The 18,382-nt window shown below is 59.8% G+C and carries 17 protein-coding genes; 9 read left to right on the forward strand and 8 right to left on the reverse strand.

Annotated elements, in window-relative coordinates; translation table 11 throughout:
* The first annotated feature begins 40 nt into the window (after positions 1-40).
* The 5 genes from minC (at position 41) to fghA (ending at position 4,061) form a co-directional block, all read left to right on the forward strand.
* On the forward strand, positions 41-853 hold the full coding sequence (gene minC / locus ACO1VH_RS02520; RefSeq protein WP_486242196.1) for a septum site-determining protein MinC: 813 nt from the start codon (positions 41-43) through the stop codon (positions 851-853).
* Positions 854-891: 38 nt separating this feature from the next.
* Positions 892-1,707 carry a septum site-determining protein MinD gene (minD, locus tag ACO1VH_RS02525; protein WP_486242197.1) on the forward strand — a complete coding sequence of 272 codons (816 nt, stop codon included), beginning with the start codon at positions 892-894 and terminating at the stop codon, positions 1,705-1,707.
* A gap of 1 nt (position 1,708) precedes the next feature.
* Positions 1,709-1,975, forward strand: coding sequence for a cell division topological specificity factor MinE (gene minE, locus ACO1VH_RS02530; RefSeq protein WP_486242199.1), 267 nt, complete (start codon positions 1,709-1,711; stop codon positions 1,973-1,975).
* A 78-nt stretch (positions 1,976-2,053) separates the two neighbouring features.
* Positions 2,054-3,160, forward strand: a complete 1,107-nt coding sequence (locus tag ACO1VH_RS02535; RefSeq protein WP_486242201.1) for an S-(hydroxymethyl)glutathione dehydrogenase/class III alcohol dehydrogenase — start codon at positions 2,054-2,056, stop codon at positions 3,158-3,160.
* A gap of 58 nt (positions 3,161-3,218) precedes the next feature.
* Positions 3,219-4,061: an S-formylglutathione hydrolase gene (gene fghA, locus ACO1VH_RS02540; RefSeq protein WP_486242202.1), complete on the forward strand. Its 843-nt coding sequence runs from the start codon at positions 3,219-3,221 to the stop codon at positions 4,059-4,061.
* A 125-nt stretch (positions 4,062-4,186) separates the two neighbouring features.
* Here the strand turns inward: fghA and ACO1VH_RS02545 are convergent, their stop codons facing one another.
* Together ACO1VH_RS02545 and ACO1VH_RS02550 are read right to left on the reverse strand one after the other, a co-directional pair.
* Positions 4,187-5,908 (reverse strand): methyl-accepting chemotaxis protein, encoded by a 1,722-nt coding sequence (locus ACO1VH_RS02545; protein ID WP_486242835.1) that lies wholly within the window; start codon positions 5,906-5,908, stop codon positions 4,187-4,189.
* A gap of 669 nt (positions 5,909-6,577) precedes the next feature.
* Complete coding sequence (locus ACO1VH_RS02550) at positions 6,578-7,210, reverse strand: hypothetical protein (protein ID WP_486242203.1); 633 nt, start codon at positions 7,208-7,210, stop codon at positions 6,578-6,580.
* A gap of 420 nt (positions 7,211-7,630) precedes the next feature.
* Here ACO1VH_RS02550 and ACO1VH_RS02555 point away from each other — a divergent pair, with 420 nt between their 5' ends.
* The 4 genes from ACO1VH_RS02555 (at position 7,631) to ACO1VH_RS02570 (ending at position 12,994) form a co-directional block, all read left to right on the forward strand.
* Positions 7,631-9,826, forward strand: coding sequence for a YgiQ family radical SAM protein (locus ACO1VH_RS02555; RefSeq protein ID WP_486242836.1), 2,196 nt, complete (start codon positions 7,631-7,633; stop codon positions 9,824-9,826).
* Between the two features lie 168 nt (positions 9,827-9,994).
* Complete coding sequence (gene gshA, locus ACO1VH_RS02560) at positions 9,995-11,587, forward strand: glutamate--cysteine ligase (RefSeq protein ID WP_486242205.1); 1,593 nt, start codon at positions 9,995-9,997, stop codon at positions 11,585-11,587.
* A 283-nt stretch (positions 11,588-11,870) separates the two neighbouring features.
* Complete coding sequence (locus ACO1VH_RS02565) at positions 11,871-12,086, forward strand: glycine zipper 2TM domain-containing protein (protein ID WP_486242206.1); 216 nt, start codon at positions 11,871-11,873, stop codon at positions 12,084-12,086.
* Between the two features lie 209 nt (positions 12,087-12,295).
* Complete coding sequence (locus ACO1VH_RS02570; protein ID WP_486242208.1) at positions 12,296-12,994, forward strand: YiaD family glycine zipper/OmpA-like lipoprotein; 699 nt, start codon at positions 12,296-12,298, stop codon at positions 12,992-12,994.
* A 67-nt stretch (positions 12,995-13,061) separates the two neighbouring features.
* Here the strand turns inward: ACO1VH_RS02570 and ACO1VH_RS02575 are convergent, their stop codons facing one another.
* The 6 genes from ACO1VH_RS02575 to pycTIR form a co-directional block, all read right to left on the reverse strand.
* The gene (locus tag ACO1VH_RS02575) at positions 13,062-13,913 is read right to left on the reverse strand and encodes a Crp/Fnr family transcriptional regulator (RefSeq protein ID WP_486242209.1); all 852 of its coding nucleotides are present in this window, start codon (positions 13,911-13,913) and stop codon (positions 13,062-13,064) included.
* A gap of 137 nt (positions 13,914-14,050) precedes the next feature.
* Complete coding sequence (locus ACO1VH_RS02580; protein ID WP_486242210.1) at positions 14,051-15,418, reverse strand: MgtC/SapB family protein; 1,368 nt, start codon at positions 15,416-15,418, stop codon at positions 14,051-14,053.
* Positions 15,419-15,564: 146 nt separating this feature from the next.
* On the reverse strand, positions 15,565-15,804 hold the full coding sequence (locus ACO1VH_RS02585; RefSeq protein WP_486242212.1) for a hypothetical protein: 240 nt from the start codon (positions 15,802-15,804) through the stop codon (positions 15,565-15,567).
* A 41-nt stretch (positions 15,805-15,845) separates the two neighbouring features.
* Positions 15,846-16,064: a hypothetical protein gene (locus tag ACO1VH_RS02590; RefSeq protein ID WP_486242213.1), complete on the reverse strand. Its 219-nt coding sequence runs from the start codon at positions 16,062-16,064 to the stop codon at positions 15,846-15,848.
* Positions 16,065-16,599: 535 nt separating this feature from the next.
* Positions 16,600-17,295, reverse strand: coding sequence for a Pycsar phage resistance system uridylate cyclase PycC (gene pycC / locus ACO1VH_RS02595; protein WP_486242215.1), 696 nt, complete (start codon positions 17,293-17,295; stop codon positions 16,600-16,602).
* A 9-nt stretch (positions 17,296-17,304) separates the two neighbouring features.
* Entirely contained in the window at positions 17,305-18,216 is a 912-nt protein-coding gene (gene pycTIR / locus ACO1VH_RS02600; RefSeq protein ID WP_486242217.1) for a Pycsar phage resistance system effector protein PycTIR, read from the reverse strand.
* Positions 18,217-18,382: the final 166 nt, after the last annotated feature.

An 18,382-nucleotide genomic window follows, 5' to 3' on the forward strand; every position in this document is an offset into this window, starting at 1 on the left:
AGCGGCAGACGCAACCAAGCAGCAGCATTCACAGATCTACATGTCCAAAAGCTCACCTCGCAAGCCGATCGAAATCAAGATTTCCACTGTCGTCGCCGTCTCCGCGATCCTGCACGAGGCAGACCTCGCCGTGCTTGACGCCGCCATGCACGATATGACGAACGGCGACGCCGATTTCTTCGACGACGAATTCGCCGTGATCGATGTCGGCGCGCTGGAAGCCGACACCGCGATCGACTGGGCTGCCATCGCTGCCCTGCTGAAATCCTACCGGCTCAATGCCGTCGCCGTGCGCAATGCATCGCCCGAGATGGCACCGCACATCCTGGCTGCGGGACTGAGCCTGGATGGCTCGATGAAGCCGCGTGTCGAGGTCGCGCCTGCTGCACATCAATCCGCGCAGCCCGAACAGACGGAAATCGATCTGGAACCCGTAGCCGATTCAATCGCCACGAAAACCGCGCCGGCCGATGTCAGCGCCCCCGTCGCAACGCATCCTGCAACGAATCCCGCAGTCAACCGCACGATGATCGTCGATACGCCAGTGCGCGCCGGCCAGCGCATCTATGCGCGCGGCGCCGATCTGATCGTGACCGCCGCCGTCAACAACGGCGCCGAAGTCATCGCCGACGGCAGCATTCACGTTTATGCACCGTTGCGCGGCCGCGCGCTGGCCGGTGCCAACGGCGATACCGATGCGCGCATCTTCACGCTCAGCATGGAAGCGGAACTGGTTTCCATCGCCGGCATGTACCGCACCTTCGAGCACGGCTCGGAGCGCGCACAGCAACCGACACAAATCCGCCTGATCGGCGACCGCATCGACATGCAGCCGATCAAAGCAAGCGCATAACCCATACACATATATCTCTTTAACGAAAGGGGCATCCTTTGGCAAAAATCATCGTTGTGACGTCCGGCAAGGGCGGCGTCGGCAAGACCACTTCCAGTGCGAGCTTTGCATCTGGCCTCGCCATGCGCGGCCACAAGACCGTCGTCATCGATTTTGACGTCGGCCTGCGTAATCTCGACCTGATCATGGGTTGCGAGCGTCGCGTCGTGTACGACCTCATCAACGTCATCAACAAGGAAGCCACGCTGAACCAGGCGCTGATCAAGGACAAGCACTGCGACAACCTGTTCGTGCTGCCCGCCTCGCAGACGCGCGACAAGGATGCGCTGTCGGAAGAAGGCGTCGAACGCGTGCTGACCGATCTGGCCGCGATGGATTTCGAATACATCATCTGCGATTCGCCGGCCGGCATCGAGCACGGCGCCGTGATGGCACTGACCTTCGCCGACGAAGCAGTCATCGTCACCAATCCTGAAGTGTCGTCGGTGCGCGATTCGGACCGCATCCTCGGCATCATCCAGGCCAAGTCGCGCCGCGCGCTGAACGGCGGCGAGCCGGTCAAGGAACATCTGCTGATCACCCGCTACGTGCCCAAGCGCGTCGACGCTGGCGAAATGCTGTCGTACGCCGACGTGCAGGAGATCCTGCGCATCCCGCTGATCGGCATCATCCCGGAATCGGAATCGGTGCTGCATGCATCGAACTCCGGCAATCCGGCAATCCATATCGAAGGCAGCGAAGTGTCCGAAGCCTACAAGGACGTCGTCGCCCGTTTCCTCGGCGAAGAAAAGCCGCTGCGCTTTACCGATTACGAAAAGCCGGGCTTCCTTTCGCGCATCTTCGGAGGAAAATGACATGTCGCTGCTCTCTTTTCTGTTCAACAAGGAAACGAAATCTGCCAACGCCGCCAAGGAACGTCTGCAGATCATCATCGCGCGCGAACGCAACGGCCGTGCCGGCCCCGACTTCCTGCCTGCACTGCACAAGGAACTGATCGGCGTGATCTCGAAATACGTGAAGGTCAATCCGGAAGACATCAAGATCTCGCTCAACAGCCAGGGCAACCTGGAAGTGCTGGACGTAAACGTCGTGCTGCCGGAAGACATGGAAGCCGTCAAATAACCATCGCACGATGCGCTGCGATACAAGGGCAAGAACAAGGTATCGCAGCGCTCGCTCAATCATTCATCGGAGCTCGCCATGAAAACCAAAGCCGCCGTCGCCTGGAAAGCAGGCCAACCGCTGACGATCGAGGAAGTCGAACTCGCTGGCCCGAAGGCCGGCGAAGTGCTGGTGGAAATCAAGGCCACCGGCATCTGCCACACCGATTACTACACGCTGTCGGGCGCGGACCCGGAAGGCATCTTTCCGGCCATCCTCGGCCATGAAGGCGCGGGCGTCGTCGTCGACGTCGGCGCCGATGTGAAAAGCCTGAAGAAAGGCGATCACGTCATTCCGCTGTACACGCCGGAATGCCGCGAATGCAAATTCTGCCTGTCGCGCAAGACCAACCTGTGCCAGAAAATCCGCTCCACGCAAGGCCGCGGCCTGATGCCGGATGCGACATCGCGCTTCTCGATCGACGGCAAGCCGATCTTCCATTACATGGGCACGTCGACCTTCTCCAACTACGTCGTCGTACCAGAAATCGCGCTGGCGAAAATCCGCGAAGACGCACCGTTCGACAAGGTCTGCTACATCGGATGCGGCGTGACGACCGGCGTCGGCGCCGTGCTGTTCACGGCGAAGGTGGAAGCCGGCGCGAACGTCGTCGTGTTCGGTCTCGGCGGTATCGGTCTGAACGTAATCCAGGCTGCACGCATGGTCGGCGCGGACAAGATCATCGGCGTCGACCTGAATCCGGAACGTGAAGCGATGGCGCGCAAGTTCGGCATGACGCACTTCATCAATCCGAAGAATGTCGAGAATGTCGTCGATGCCATCGTGCAGTTGACCGACGGCGGCGCCGACTACAGCTTCGAATGCATCGGCAACACGACGACGATGCGCCAGGCACTGGAGTGCTGCCACAAGGGCTGGGGACAATCGATCATCATCGGCGTGGCGGAAGCCGGCGCGGAAATCAGCACGCGTCCGTTCCAGCTCGTCACCGGCCGCGAATGGAAAGGCTCGGCCTTCGGCGGCGCACGCGGCCGTACCGATGTACCGAAGATCGTCGACTGGTATATGGAAGGCAAGCTGAACATCGACGACCTGATCACGCACACGCTGAAGCTGGATCAGATCAACGAAGGCTTCGATCTGATGAAGCGCGGCGAATCAATCCGCTCGGTCGTGATTTATTGATCGCACGAAGTACGAACGAAAGACAAACGAAACACAAACGGAATTTTGCGGGGAAGAAGTGGATATCGTCAGCCAGCACAAGTGCTTCAACGGCACACAGACTTTTTACAAGCACCAGTCGATCTCGACCGGCTTGCCGATGACGTTTTCGGTGTACGAACCGCCGCAGGCCAAATCGCGCAAGGTGCCGGTGCTGTTCTATCTCGCCGGCCTGACCTGTACCGAAGAAACCTTCATGATCAAGGGCGGCGCGCAACGCTATGCGGCCGAGCACGGCATCATGCTGGTGTCGATGGATACCAGCCCGCGCCGCACCGGCATCAAGGGCGCGGCGGAAAGCTGGGACTTCGGCCACGGCGCCGGCTTCTACATCGATGCGACACAGCAGCCGTGGGCATCGCACTTCCGTATGGAGACTTACGTCGTACAGGAACTGCGCAACATCATCCTGGAAAACTTCGCCGCTCTGCCCGACCGCATCGGCGTATTCGGCCATTCGATGGGCGGCCACGGCGCGCTGACGCTGTCGCTGCGCCATCCGGATATCTTCAAGTCGGTTTCCGCCTTCGCGCCGATCACCGCACCCAGCCTGTGCCCGTGGGGCCAGAAGGCGTTCTCGAACTATCTGGGCAGCGATCAGTCGACATGGGCGGAGCATGATGCGAGCGAACTGATGCGCACGCGCAAGACGCCTTTCCCGCAAGGCATCCTGATCGACCAGGGACTGGAAGACGAGTTTCTCGACATCCAGCTGCTGCCGCATCATTTCGAAGCCGCCTGCTGGGCCGCGGAACAGCCGCTGACGCTGCGCCGCCATTCCGGCTACGACCACAACTACTACTTCATCTCGACCTTCATGCAGGATCACATCGCCTGGCATGCAGCGATCCTGAACAAGTAACAGCCCGTTGTAATAGCCCACTAGCCCCCTCTGCACGACGCCGGCAAGAACAGCCGGCAAACAAAAAGGGAGCCTGCAATGCAGGCTCCCTTTTTTACATTCGGGCTGACGCCCTCAGGCCGCGATCAGAATTCTTCCCAATCGTCGGTATTGGTGTTGACCACCGGTTTCGGTGCCGGCACGCTGCGACGTGCGGGTGCCGGAGCCGCCACGGCGGCCGGCTTGGCTGCCGCAGGCGCCGCTGCGCTGGACGAAATCGCGCGATGCTGCGTCGTCGCCTGCACGCTTGCCGCCATATTGCTGCCGGTACGGAACACGCTGACGGCCTGCGCCAGTTGCTTGGCTTGATCCTGCAGCGAATCGGCAGCGGCTGCCGCTTCCTCGACCAGCGCCGCGTTCTGCTGCGTCACCTGATCCATTTGCGTGACGGCCTGATTCACCTGCTCGATACCGTCGCTCTGCTCCAGGCTGGCTGCCGTGATTTCGGCCATGATGTCGGCCACGCGCTTGACGCCGTCGACCAGCTCGTCCATCGTCGTGCCCGCTTCGGCCACCAACTGGCTGCCGGCTTCGACCTTCTCGACGGAATCGCCGATCAGGCCCTTGATTTCCTTCGCTGCCGCTGCGGAACGCTGTGCCAGCGTGCGCACTTCGCCCGCCACCACGGCAAAGCCGCGGCCCTGTTCGCCGGCACGTGCCGCTTCCACCGCTGCATTCAGCGCCAGGATGTTGGTCTGGAAAGCAATGCCGTCGATGACGCTGATGATGTCGACGATCTTGCGCGACGACGTATTGATTTCACCCATCGTATCGACCACCTGCGCCACCACCGTGCCGCCCTTGGTTGCCACTTCCGATGCCGAGACGGCAAGCTGGTTCGCTTGGCGCGCGTTGTCTGCATTCTGCTTGACGGTGGAAGTCAGTTCTTCCATCGACGAAGCGGTTTCTTCCAGCGAGCTGGCCTGCTCTTCGGTACGCGACGACAGGTCGAGGTTGCCGCTGGCGATTTCGGACGATGCCGTCGCGATCGCATCGGTACCCATGCGAATCTGCGAAACGATACGAATCAGGTTGTTCTGCATGCGGGCAATCGAATCGAGCAACTGGCCGGTCTCGTCCTTGGTGATCGGCAGGCTGCTGCGCGTCGTCAGGTCGCCTTCGGCCACCGATTCCGCCACCTTCACCGCTTCCTTCAGCGGACGCGTGATGCCGACGGTAAGGCGCCATGCGATCAGCGCACCGAGCAGCAGCGCAATGATGGTGCCGACGATCAGCGTATTGCGGCCCATACCGAAATCGGCAGTGATCGATTGATCGACGCGGCCGACTTCGTCATCGTAGTAATCCAGCACATTCTTGACGCTTTCCACATACGCATCCAGCGCAGGGACCAACTTGGCGTCGATCTGCGCATTCGCACCGGCGACGTCACCGGTCTCCTTGAGCGCGATGATGCCCTTGCGCGTGTCGATATAGGCTTTGCGCCGGTTAGCCACTTCGGCGAACAGATCCTTCTCCTTGTCCGTCGTCAGCTGTTTTTCGAGCTTTCCCTGAATCGCGCTGATCTGCTTGCTTTGCGCAGCCATCGCCTTCTGGAAGAAATCTTCCGTGTTCGGGTCCGTCGTCTTCACCACGGCCAGCGTGCGCGCCGCGTTGACGCTGGTGCCCAGCAGCCAGCTTTGTGCGGCCTTCTGCTTTTCCAGGGATTCGTCCACCATGTGGCGCGTGGATGCATTGATACTCTGCAGGCGCAGGATGCCATTGGCCCCCATGACCGCAACCAGCAGCAGGATCAGGCCGAAACCCAAACCAAGACGCGTGCCTATTTTCATGTTTGCGATGCGCATCATTCTTCTTCTCCAAGAATTGTTATCGGTGCTACAACTTCTTCACGATTGCCGCGACCGTCATCGCAGTCTCCGGCTATCGCTGTACAACATTGACAATGACATGCCATTACATGCCGCTGTCCTTCGCAGGATGAAAAGATGCATCCTGTATTCAACAACGGCCGTTTACAGCCAAAGTTGACGGTGCCGCGCAAAATACATTGCGGCTTGTATTCACGTCTTGACGAAACGATCAGGGAAACCGCGAAACCGGATCGGCTTCTTCGGCATGCATGCTGGTTGAATCGGCATGCGAGGCATGAATCACTTCAATCGCTCAACGGAAAATCAGAAACAACAAGGGCGAACGGTTCGCTTCCTGCGGCGCCAGTGTATTTTTCCGATACACATGACAGCGTGAAAAATATTCACCGCTTACTTCTGCCGCATATTGAAATCGAACCTCATTGCTTACCGCTTCGTGCCGCACTTTATAACCGATTCATTTCTCTATGCCAATATTTCATAGACGAAATATGTGAGCACATGGCCTTTCCGACAACTTCTTTGCGCATCGCAATCGACGTATGCGATCACATCATGCGGTCCGTTCGACAAAATTTTTTCGCACTACCAATTTGGTAGTCACACATAAAAACAACATGGCACAAGCCCGTGAAACGCTCGTCATTGCTGCGCTTCAGCGTCTTCACTCTTTGGCGACAGGCTGACCGTATCGCCTTCCGGCATACCGTCGCTTTGCCAGCGATCGAATTCAGCCATGATGACTTCGTGCGTCTTCTGGCTGATCTCCGGCAATGTGCCGCCGAGCATCTCGGCAGCTTCCTTGAATCCCTTTTCGACGGCAGCGCGAATGGCGTCCAGCTTCGACGGATCGCCGCCGATCGCCATCTTCGCGAAACTGAGGATGCGGTCGGCAACCTGCTTCACGCCGAATTCGCCATCCTCGGCAATCGCCGCCTTCGCCTTGGCAATCGTCGCCGCATCGACGGTCAACTGCTGTTCGCCGCTGACGACCTTCGCCATGCTTAGGCCCTGCTGCTTCACCAGCGGCACGATCAGGTCGATGATGGCCTGTGCCTTGCGGTTGGATTCTTCCAGCATGCTCGCCAGATCCGGCGCAGCCTGTGCGGCGCCGTTGCGCGGATCGGCGTAGGTGACGGGTTCGGGCGACTGCCCCTGCAGCGTCACCTTGTCGGTAGCGACCGGCGTTGCCGTATCGGCAACGGATGCATTGCGCGCGCTCGCAGGCGCAGACGGCAGAGACGGTGTTGAATAATTGGAAATCACGATGCTCATGGCGTGCCTTTCACGATCGAAACGGTGATTGCAACAAGTAGGTGCATAACGCAATGGCAACATTGCGCACGCTGCAATCCCATGATCGAAGTAACGGCAGAAAATCGAAAAAGATGAGCGCCGCAATCCACACTAAAAAGGAAAAGCATGCGTTCCCACAAACACATTGTTCTTCGATTGCGTCGCATCCTTGTCTTTGCAACAACGCCGCCCGAGTGCCATACAGGGAAAATGTGCATCGACCGTATCGCCCGCGATCAAAGCTGTCATACTGTCGCCTTTCCCGCCTGTTTACCTGTTTTTATTACGCGGCATCGCCGCCACCGCCGGTATCGTCCGGCTCGTCTGTCCATGAGTGCTCAACCGAAAAACCTGTTCGCCCACGCAAAACGCGCGGCCAAACCTGCCCCTTTCCTGCCGATGTCGCGCGCGGAAATGGACAAACTCGGCTGGGACAGTTGCGATGTGATCCTGGTGACAGGCGACGCCTATATCGATCATCCGAGTTTCGGCATGGCGCTGATCGGCCGCCTGCTGGAAGCACAGGGCTACCGCGTCGGCATCATCAGCCAGCCGGACTGGCATTCGGCCGAGCCGTTCCGCGCATTGGGCAAACCGAATCTGTACTTCGGCGTCACCGCCGGCAACATGGATTCGATGATCAACCGCTATACGTCGGATCGAAAGATCCGCTCGGAAGATGCGTACACGCCGAACGGCGAACCGAACAAACGCCCCGATCGCGCACTGACCGTGTATGCGCAGCGCGTACGCGAAGCATATCCGGGCGTGAACGTCGTCATTGGCAGCATCGAAGCCAGCCTGCGCCGCATCGCACATTACGATTACTGGTCGGACAAGGTGCGCCGCTCGGTGCTGCCTGATTCGAAGGCCGACATCCTGATCTTCGGCAATGCCGAACGCGCACTGGTCGATCTCACGCGTCGCGTTGCCGCCGGCGAACCGATACAGAACATCCGCGACCTGCGCGGCACCGCGTTCATGGTGCCGCGCGGCTGGAAGCCTGGCAACGACTGGGCGGAAACCGATTCCACGCGCGTCGATACGCCGGGCAAGGTCGAGCCGCATCCCGATCCGTATGAAATGAAGATGAAGGATGCGAGCTGCAAGACGAATGAGGCGGACGAAACGAAAGACGGCACGTCTGCCGAAACAAACGTCAAGCCGATCCGCATCATGAGCCGCGAAGAACGCCGCGCCGCCGAAAAGGAAGTGCGCAGCCGCACCGTCGTGCGCCTGCCGTCGTTCGACGACGTGAAGGACGATCCGGTGCTGTACGCGCATGCATCGCGCGTGTTCCACCTCGAATCGAATCCCGGCAATGCACGCGCGCTGGTGCAGGCGCACGGCGAGCGCGACGTCTGGCTGAATCCGCCGCCGCTGCCGCTCGCGATGGACGAGATGGATGGCGTCTACGACATGAACTATGCACGCGCGCCGCACCCGAGCTACGGCAAGGCACGGATCCCGGCGTGGGAGATGATCCGCTTCTCGGTCAACATCATGCGCGGCTGTTTCGGTGGCTGCACCTTCTGTTCGATCACCGAGCATGAAGGCCGCATCATCCAGAGCCGTTCCGAGCCGTCCATCCTGCGCGAGATCGAGGAAATCCGGGACAAGGTGAAAGGCTTCACCGGCACCATTTCCGATCTCGGCGGGCCCACTGCCAACATGTACCGCCTCGCCTGCCGCGACAAGCGCATCGAGGAATCGTGCCGCCGCCTGTCATGCGTGTTCCCCAGCATCTGCTCTAACCTGAACACCGATCACGGCAAGCTGATCCAGCTGTACCGCAAGGCGCGCGCGATTCCGGGCATCAAGAAGATTCTCGTCAGCTCCGGCCTGCGTTACGACATCGCCGTGCGTTCACCCGAGTACGTGAAGGAACTCGTCACGCACCACGTCGGCGGCCTGCTGAAGATCGCCCCCGAGCATTCGGAAGAAGGTCCGTTGTCGAAGATGATGAAGCCGGGCATGGGCTCGTATTACAAGTTCAAGGAACTGTTCGAAAAGTATTCGAAGGAAGCCGGCAAGGAGCAGTACCTGATTCCCTACTTCATCGCCGCGCACCCGGGTACCACCGACGAAGACATGCTGAATCTGGCGCTGTGGCTGAAGCAGAACGATTTCCGCCTCGACCAGGTGCAGACCTTCCTGCCGACGCCGATGGCGATGGCAACGACGATGTACCACACGCGCAAGAATCCGCTGCGCAAGATCGGCGCCGATTCGGAAACGGTGGAAACGCCGCGCCTCGGCAAGATCCGCAAATTGCACAAGGCATTCCTGCGCTACCACGATCCGGAAAACTGGCCGGCCCTGCGTGAAGGTTTGCAGCGCATGGGACGCAGCGACCTGATCGGCAGCGGCGAACATCATCTGGTGCCGCGCCACGATCCGTCGCCGGCCGTCGCAGCCGCCGAACGCCGGCGTGAAACGCCGGGGCCGAACCAGCTGGCAAGAAAGTTCGGCCAGAACAAGCCGCGTCCCGGCGCCGCCGTGGTACGCACATCGGGCACATCGGGTACGTCGGGCCGGCCTGCTGCTCCGGCACGCAAGGGCACGGTCGTCGTCGCCAAGCGCGGCCGCCGCTAAATCTGCCGAATCCGACGGCTCCTGCGTCCGAACCTCGCGCCCGAACTCGCACCGTTCTTCGCTCCCGGCGCGATCGTTTGCCGTCGCCAACCCGCTTTTCCGTTTTCGGTTATTCTTCCGCCACTTGCCGCGCACGCGTCAGCGCAGACATGAACCGGGAGCATCCATTTGAGTACTATTTTTTCGCGCCGACTCGCGTTACTGGCAGATGACAAGCATCGCCATCTGCTTGGTGAAGGCCGTCGCGGCATCGAGCGCGAAACGCTGCGCGTCGATGCCAATGGCGACCTCGCGCTGACGCCGCACCCGATCGCGCTCGGCTCCGCGCTGACCAACGAACAGATCACCACCGACTATTCCGAATCGCTGCTGGAATTCATCACGCCGGCCGAACACGACATCGCCGATGCGCTGGACGAACTCGATCGCATCCACCGTTTCGTCAACGGCAGGCTCGACGGCGAAATGCTGTGGAGCCAATCCATGCCCTGCCGCCTGCCGGACGAGGAAACCATTCCGATCGCCTGGTACGGCACCTCCGACATCGGCATGATCAAGCACGTCTACCGCCGCGGTCTCGCCGTGCGCTACGGCAAGGCCATGCAATGCATCGCCGGCCTGCATTACAACTATTCACTGTCGGAAGACCTGTGGCGCGTGCTGAAGGCGGACGCACAGTCGAGCGCCGACGACAAGACCTACCAGTCGGAAAGCTACATCGCGCTGATCCGCAATTTCCATCGCTACAGCTGGCTGCTGATGTATCTGTTCGGCGCATCGCCCGCGCTGTCAGCGGACTTCCTGCGTGGCCGCGCGCATCAGCTGAAAAAATTGTCGGGTGACACGCTCTACCTGCCCTATGCGACCAGCCTGCGCATGAGCGATCTCGGCTACCAGAACAATGCGCAAGCCGGCCTGATGCCGCCCTACAACGATCTGGACAGCTACATGCGCAGCCTGTCGCGCGCGGTGCGCCAGCCCTATCCGGCATACGAAGCGATCGGCACGCAGCGCGACGGCGAATGGATACAGCTGAACACCAACCTGCTGCAGATCGAAAACGAATACTACGCAACGATCCGTCCGAAGCGCGTCATCAACAGCGGCGAACGTCCGGTCGAGGCGCTGTGTGCGCGCGGCGTGCAGTACATCGAAGTGCGCTGCATGGACATCGATCCGTTCGAGCCGCTCGGCATCAACCTGCAGACTTCGCGTTTCCTCGACGCCTTCCTGCTGTTCTGCGCGCTGCACGACAGTCCACCGGTCGACGAAGCCATGCATCGCGAGAATGCCGAAAATTTTGCACGCACCGTCAAGGAAGGCCGCCGTCCGGACCTGATGCTGCAACGCGACGGCCAGGCAATTTCGTTGCGCGACTGGGGACTGCAGCTGCTGGACAGCATTGCACCGGCAGCCGAACTGCTGGATGCGCAGCGCGGCGACAACCAGCATGCGCAAACGCTGACGCTGCAACGGGAAAAACTGCACGATCCGGCGAAGACGCCTTCCGCCCGCGTACTGCAGGCCTTGCAGGAAAACGGCGCATCGTTCGAACGCTTCGGCCTGCAGCAAAGCCGTGCGCATGCCGAATACTTCCGCACGCATCCGCTGAACGCGGACGAAACCGCCTTCTTCGAACAACTGGCACGGAAATCCCTCGACATGCAGCAGGAAATGGAACGTCGCCGCAGCGACAATTTCGACGACTTCGTTGCGGCCTACAACCAGCGCACGCCGCAACGGCTGTGCGACGGCGTCTGATTTTCATCTCCCGTTCTCCTGTTTCTCCATCCTTTCCTTTTCATACAGGCGTACCGATACCGCATCCTGCGCGCTGTGTTCGCCAGCGAACCGACGCACGCTCGCGGCAGGCGCATGATCGTTTCATAGCCACATCCGGCCGACGGATGACGGCCGGGGCAGCACAGCTGATACAAGCTGAAACAACTTCATCTGAACCTCTCGCTCTGCCCGGCGTCCATCCTGCATGGGCATCCAATTGACCTTACGGAAGGGGTAAGAAATGAAAACAATGAGGAAAACGATGAATCGATTTGCGCTCGTTGCAGCAACAGCCGTTACCGCACTCAGTCTGACAGCCTGTTCCGGCATGTCCCAACGTGACAAAAATACGGCAATCGGCGCCGGTGGCGGTGCCGTCGCCGGCTCGATATTGACCGGCGGCAGTGCAGTCGGTACCGTCGGCGGTGCTGCCGTCGGCGGCTTTATCGGCAATCAGGTCGGCAAGCCGAACCGCTAACCCGGTCAGCTTCCTGCCTGTCGAACGGCCTTTGCGATCGCGCAAAGGCCGTTGTCGTTATGAATCGCTGCCGTCTTGTGCAGACAGTTACATTCGGCGACATTTTGCCCTGCTTGCACTGCATCAATCTGCATTATGATGATTGCCGGAACAGAACAAATCGCTGCACGCCGTCGCGTGCGGAAACGATAGAAACAAAGGAAAACATCATGCGTAAATTCATTCTCACTGCCACCGCTGCAAGCGTGCTGCTTGCCGGCTGCGCCAACATGTCCGAAACGGAACGCGGCACCGCGCAGGGTGCAGGTATCGGCGCCGGCATCGGCGCCTTGATCGGCGTGGCCACCGGCGGCCACACGCACGCCGTCGGCGGTGCGGCATTGGGCGGCGTGATCGGCGCGGTCGCCGGCAACGTCTGGTCCAGCCGCATGGAAAACCAGCGCCGGCAGATGGAAGAAGCCACACGCGGCACCGGCGTCGAAGTCACGCAGACCGCCGACAATCGCCTGAAGCTGGATATCCCCAGCGATATCTCATTTGCCACCGGCCGTTCGGAAATCACCGGCAACTTCCGCCCGATCCTCGATCGCTTCGCCACCGGCCTGATCGACAATCCGGCGGCAACCGTCACCATCATCGGCCACACCGACAACACCGGCACCGATGCGATCAACGATCCGTTGTCGCTGGACCGCGCCTCGCGCACGCGCGACTATCTGGCCGGCCGTGGCGTGGCGCCACAACGCATCTTCGTCGACGGCCGCGGCAGCCGCGAACCGATTGCCAGCAACGCCACCACGGAAGGCCGCGCGCGCAACCGCCGCGTGGAAATCTTCGTGGCCGAACAGCAGCAGCAACCGGCACAACAGCAACAGCCTTATCAAGGACAGCAATATCCGGCACGCTGATCACCGATGCAGCTCCCAAAACAAAAGCCGCCGTATGGCGGCTTTTGTTTTTCCGGTCGCAACCGGGTCAGTTCAGCAGCAATCCTTCGTAGACGCGCTTGATGCTGGCATAGCATTCGCAAATGTGATCTTCCAGCCCCGCGCGATCGACCACCGTGATCTGTCCGCGGCTGTAGTGGATCAGACCCTCCTCCTGCAGCTTGCGCGCCGCTTCGGTCACGCTTTCGCGGCGCACGCCGAGCATGTTGGCGATCAGGTCCTGCGTCATGCTGATCTGGTTCGACTGCAGGCGATCCAGGCTCAGCAGCAGCCAGCGGCATAGCTGCTGGACGATCGTGTGATGGCGATTGCAGGCGACCGTATGCGCCATTTGCGTAAAGAGTGCCTGCGTAAAACGCAGCAACAGTTGCTGCAAGGCACCGCCACGGGAGAATTCATCCATCAATACCGAAGCGCGTACGCGGAAACCGTAACCAGCACTCTTGATGAAAGCGCGGTTCAGCGAAGCGCCGCCACCCATGAAAACATCGTGTCCAACCACGCCCTCGTAGCCGATCACGGCGGTTTCCGACGATGCGCCATCGGCCGTCTCGTAAAGCAGCGAAACGATGCTGTTGGTCGGGAAATAGACATGCTGCATCTGCTCGCCCGCCTCGCAGATCGTCATGCCGAAAGGCATTTCGACGAATTCCAGATGCGGCAGCAGGCGTTCGTAATCGGCGGCCGGTAACGCTGCCAGCAAACCGTTGTGGCGCGGATTGTGGCCGTGCAGGCCGGCCAGCGCGCGCGGCGCGGAGCGGGTCGCCTGTTCGGTGCAGGTGCCCTGTTTTTCCTTGGTCTTCAACGCGGCAATCGCGTTGGCGTTGATGATCTGGTGTGCTGAAGAACGGGAAGTGCGGACATTCGAGACGTGTGCCATGGGTATCTCCCTCAGTCGTCATTGCTCAGGGCTTCATGATCACACCTGCAACCGGCAGATAAAATCAGCGTTCTTCCCATTCTGCTGTGAGAGAACGCTGACAAAAAGATAATAAATTGCCGTTCAACCCCTTAAAGTCAGGGTATCCACTGTTGCAGCAGCGGAAATTTTTCCACGAAGAAATTCAGCAAGGGCTTGGCTGCAATTGCACCGACGACGCCCAGCGCCGCGGTCGACAGCGTTGCTACGCCGAGCCGCATAGTCAGCCGTCGGTTATGCGCGCGCAGCACCAGCGGCAGGTTGATCAGCACGCTGGCCAGCGAGGCCAGTACAGCACCCGTCGAGGCGACATGTGCCGGCACTTCGCCGCTGCCGACCAGGCTGGCGGCAGCAGCCACTGCACTGGCGCTGGACACCACGCCGCCGATCAGGCTGACCGCATAGAAACCCGCTTCGCCGAACGCGCGCTGCGCAATCACGCCGGCAATATGCAGGATCAGAAATACCAGACCGTACTTGAGCGCAGCACGCAGCGAGAACGGCAGCGGCAATTCGACCTGTTCGGCATGGTTGACGTTTTCCTTCGTCGTTGCATTGCGGTCGACGAAGAACCACGCCGAACTCAGCAGCAGCATCAGCACGAAAGGCAAGGTGGCCGGCACCGCTGCCGCCGGCGCCAGAATCACCAGCAAGGCGCCGTTGCGAATGATCATCGCGCCGGTCGCCAGCAGGATGCCGCGATAGGCGGCACTGACCGTTTCCGGCTGATTGTCACGCGCACGTGCGGCCAGTTCGCTGACCGTGATGCTGCTGTTCACCAGACCGCCGAGAAAGCCCGCCATCACGATGCCGCGTGTACCGTACATCTTCCACAGCACATAGTTGGCGAAACCGATACCCGCGATCAGGATCACGGTCACCCATGCGGCACGCGGCTCAATCAATTGCCACGGACCGATCGCGCCAAGCGGCAGCGCCGGATAGATGACGATCGCCAGAATCGCCAGCAGCAGCGCCGAGCGCATTTCGTTTTCGGTCAGGCCGAGGCTGAAGCCGGTCAGCCTGTCCTTCCACGCCAACAACGCGGTGACGATGACGATGACGGACGCAGGCGTCGCCGTGTGTCCCTTGCCGCACAGGATGCCGGCCACGCAGGTCACCAGCATCGCAGCCGATGTCGTCAGCTCGTTGCTACCGCTGGTGCGCAGACGCTGCACGTTGAGGAAGACAGCGAGGATGCCGGTCAGGAAAAGAATCAGGTAGGCGTAGTTGTCGCCCAATGTGCCGCCCATCGCACCGAGCAGCGCGATCAGGCCGAAAGTACGCAGGCCGGCGTCCTTGCCGCGGCGTTCGCGCTCCAGGCCGATCAGCAGGCCGAGCGCCAGCGCCAGGCTCAGGCGCGTCAGGCTGACCAGATACGGCCATTTGACTTCAGGCAGCGACATCCCTACCTGGATCAACGGGGCGGAAACTGCCTGAACGGTGTGGGGGTCGACGATGCTCATGTGTATACAGAAATGCGATAGGGAAACTATAAACCAGTCACTATCGCTTGTCTGCGCGAATCATGCATATCCTTATGCGCACAGCACACAAGATGTGCGAAACACGAACAAGCTTCGGCAGACGGATGCTACACAACAGGCGCTGTTCAACGCTCCGGTTCTGCCAGCAAGTCGTCGATTTTGTGACGCGTGTCGACCAGCACGGCTTCTCTCGCCATATCGGCGGAATCGGCATCGCACGGTCCGCCGAACTCCTGGAACACTTCCAGTCCTTCCGCGCCATTGCGTTCGACTTCGCTTGTGGCCGACCAGCGTCCGCCCTCCAGCGGCACCAGCATCACGAAAATCTCGAAACCTTCGTATACACCTGCGGGCGTTCTGCTCATGGCGTTCTCCCTATCGTCGTTGCCGGGTTGCTTGAGGTAGTCTACTCCTCCGGATGTTCATCAATATAGCGTGCGATGAAGGCATGCGCCTCGTCGAGCGCTTCGGCTTCGGTGCCGACCACGCCGGTATCGTGGATGCGTTCGGGAATGTCGGGCCGGCCTTCCACTGTGTGCGAGACGTGGCCGGAAAACGTGCCGTCCGGACGTTCGGTAGCGTAGGCGCGGAAAACATGCCGCGACGATTTTTGCTGATCGTTCATGCGAACCTCCAAACCGTTTCTCTATCTTCCACAGATACCGAAATCGGCAAAATGTTTCAATGAAGGGACATGTAGCGCATGGAAGCCCTACGACTCCGCATGCATCTGGTCAGTCTGCGGACGGTAGCGGGTTTCTTCACACTGCCTCAAACTTGCTCAACAAAAACATCGCCTTTCGAATCAATCACTTGCAAACAAGCCCACGGGTTATCCACAAGGTAGCCCACAGAATCTGTGGGTATCTGTGAATATCCGGGGAACGATCAGTTTTTCTTCAGCAGTGAGAGGATTCGGCCATAGATGAAGATGAATGAACGCCGGATTAACGCAATCCGGCGCTCCGGGGCTGACCTTGTTCAACTCCTCCCGCGCCCGGTCTTGGGCGTGTCTCCGGGCGAAGGGACCGGGCGCGGGAAGGAGTTGGCTTGCTCCATAACTCATCAGGCTCAAACCCACTCGGCATCCAGCAGGTTCTGACCTTGGGCTCGCGCTCGATGGGTCTCCTGTTGCGTGCGAGCCTGTGGCGCAGCGTTCTCTAGTCGATCCTCCAGCGCCAGCTTGAGCGGTAGATAGTCTGGTCGTTGAAAGTGTTCCACTTGACCGCCTCCCACATCGACGTGCCATTAGAAGTTTTGGCTTCATCAGCGAGCTTCTTGTAAACACTTTCTGTTATGTAGGTATAGGTCGAGGGGAGTGAGGTCAGCTTTGCCGCATAGTTCGCCGCCCTGCCAACCCAAACCAAGTCATTCGCACCGCGAGCACCCGTTTTCGCCACAAAGAGGGAGCACGTGTCGATACCAGTCACATGCTTCAAGGCGAATTTGTTGTCCGTGTAGCGCGCGTTCTTCTTGGGCATGATGATTTCATCCACGGCCCACTTGATCTTCAACGCGGCTTTCGCGGCGTTGGTGTTTTTCCTGTCACCAATGAAAACCGCCATGACTCGATCACCGTCGTAGGCGGTTACAACTCCGCCTTCGGCAGCGATGATCCGCGCGCAGCAATACAGATAAGTCTTGTAGATTTCGGCGGCGAACCAGTTCTTGTATTCGTCCACCATCGCCGTTGATCCGTCGAGGTCGGCATACAGGACAGTTCCGTCGATGGTAATTGCCGTGTTCTTCAGGGTAAGCTTGCTGTCCTCATCAGGGACCTTTCTGCCCTCCGTCGTCTCCCACTTGCTATGGAATACCTCATGGCAAAAACTCGTCAATTCGTCTTTGAGCGCCATCCCCCCCTCCTAATCCTTCGGGCCTGCGGCTAGAATCAACTCGCGAAGCCTCGCGCAGGCCGGTGCGATGTAATGCTCTGCGTCCTTCCCTTCCTCGTAGCGATAGGGAATTGTCGTCATACCCGCCAAGTCGCTGGGTAACTGAATCTCCGCATCGCGCGGCTCCATCAGGAAAGCGCGCCGTCGTCCGAGCCGCCCCATAAAAAGTCCAAGCTCGAAGGTCACGTTGTCCCGCATCGCAGGCCACGTCGTCTCACGAGTGATGACCACGTCATCGGGCTGCGCTACGGCAATCGCAAAGTCTGAGTCATCCAATTGAGCTTCTAGTTCGTCCAAGGTGTAATTCGAGGCTCGGAATACGCCGTTCTTCCACGCCACGGTTAGGAACGAATCATGCTGGAATTGCTTGATAAGCAGATCCACGATGGGAAGCGCCTCCGCCGACGACACTATGAAGACACGGACCCGCTCCCGTTGGGCAGTCACCAAGTGATTCCGCTCTGCGAGCCTCCGAGCGAGCGTTGCCGCAATCCTTCTCCACACGTCAGGGAACTGCTCCGCAGCCGCAGAGAACTCGGCCTCGCTGACTTTGAGTAGCACGGTTGTCTCAACCGGGATAACTGATGCCGCACGAGGCTGTGTAGGCTCGATTGCTGCCATCTCGCCAACCAGATCGCCCGGAAAGCGGTTCGCCACGACCTTGCCGTTGACCCGAACTTCGACCTTGCCTGCGATGATGAAGAAAACGTCCGAAGATTGATCGCCTTGATTGATGAAGGCAGTCCCCGCTGGAACCTCCATCAACTCACCCGCGGTAACAAGTCGTTCCGCAAGCTCCTGCCGGTTCGCGATCAACCGATGTTCTGTCAGTGCGGCAACCAAACGCCGCCGCCCTTGATCGCCCTGGAATCGCTCAATCATCCCGCCCCCTTGTGTGCTATTCGTTTTGTCCTTCTGCCACAGCTATGTATGTATGCTACCCGCAAATGATAAAGCCGCCTCAAGGGGCGGCTTTCTTCGTCGTCTCACAGGGCCTTACCCCATCGCATCCCATCACTTCGGGAAAGGCGGGTTTTTAGGCGGGTGC

It is taken from the genome of Oxalicibacterium sp., assembly GCF_057353965.1.

Excerpts from the sequence above, each read along its gene's own strand:
- ACO1VH_RS02565 (WP_486242206.1), top strand. The coding sequence starts at position 11,871 with ATGAATCGATTTGCGCTCGTTGCAGCAACAGCCGTTACCGCACTCAGT.
- pycC (WP_486242215.1), bottom strand. The coding sequence starts at position 17,295 with ATGGCGCTCAAAGACGAATTGACGAGTTTTTGCCATGAGGTATTCCAT.
- ACO1VH_RS02545 (WP_486242835.1), bottom strand. The coding sequence starts at position 5,908 with ATGCGCATCGCAAACATGAAAATAGGCACGCGTCTTGGTTTGGGTTTC.
- ACO1VH_RS02590 (WP_486242213.1), bottom strand. The coding sequence starts at position 16,064 with ATGAACGATCAGCAAAAATCGTCGCGGCATGTTTTCCGCGCCTACGCT.
- ACO1VH_RS02580 (WP_486242210.1), bottom strand. The coding sequence starts at position 15,418 with ATGAGCATCGTCGACCCCCACACCGTTCAGGCAGTTTCCGCCCCGTTG.
- pycTIR (WP_486242217.1), bottom strand. The coding sequence starts at position 18,216 with ATGATTGAGCGATTCCAGGGCGATCAAGGGCGGCGGCGTTTGGTTGCC.
- ACO1VH_RS02555 (WP_486242836.1), top strand. The coding sequence starts at position 7,631 with ATGTCGCGCGCGGAAATGGACAAACTCGGCTGGGACAGTTGCGATGTG.
- ACO1VH_RS02570 (WP_486242208.1), top strand. The coding sequence starts at position 12,296 with ATGCGTAAATTCATTCTCACTGCCACCGCTGCAAGCGTGCTGCTTGCC.
- ACO1VH_RS02575 (WP_486242209.1), bottom strand. The coding sequence starts at position 13,913 with ATGGCACACGTCTCGAATGTCCGCACTTCCCGTTCTTCAGCACACCAG.
- ACO1VH_RS02535 (WP_486242201.1), top strand. The coding sequence starts at position 2,054 with ATGAAAACCAAAGCCGCCGTCGCCTGGAAAGCAGGCCAACCGCTGACG.
- minC (WP_486242196.1), top strand. The coding sequence starts at position 41 with ATGTCCAAAAGCTCACCTCGCAAGCCGATCGAAATCAAGATTTCCACT.
- ACO1VH_RS02585 (WP_486242212.1), bottom strand. The coding sequence starts at position 15,804 with ATGAGCAGAACGCCCGCAGGTGTATACGAAGGTTTCGAGATTTTCGTG.
- minE (WP_486242199.1), top strand. The coding sequence starts at position 1,709 with ATGTCGCTGCTCTCTTTTCTGTTCAACAAGGAAACGAAATCTGCCAAC.
- ACO1VH_RS02550 (WP_486242203.1), bottom strand. The coding sequence starts at position 7,210 with ATGAGCATCGTGATTTCCAATTATTCAACACCGTCTCTGCCGTCTGCG.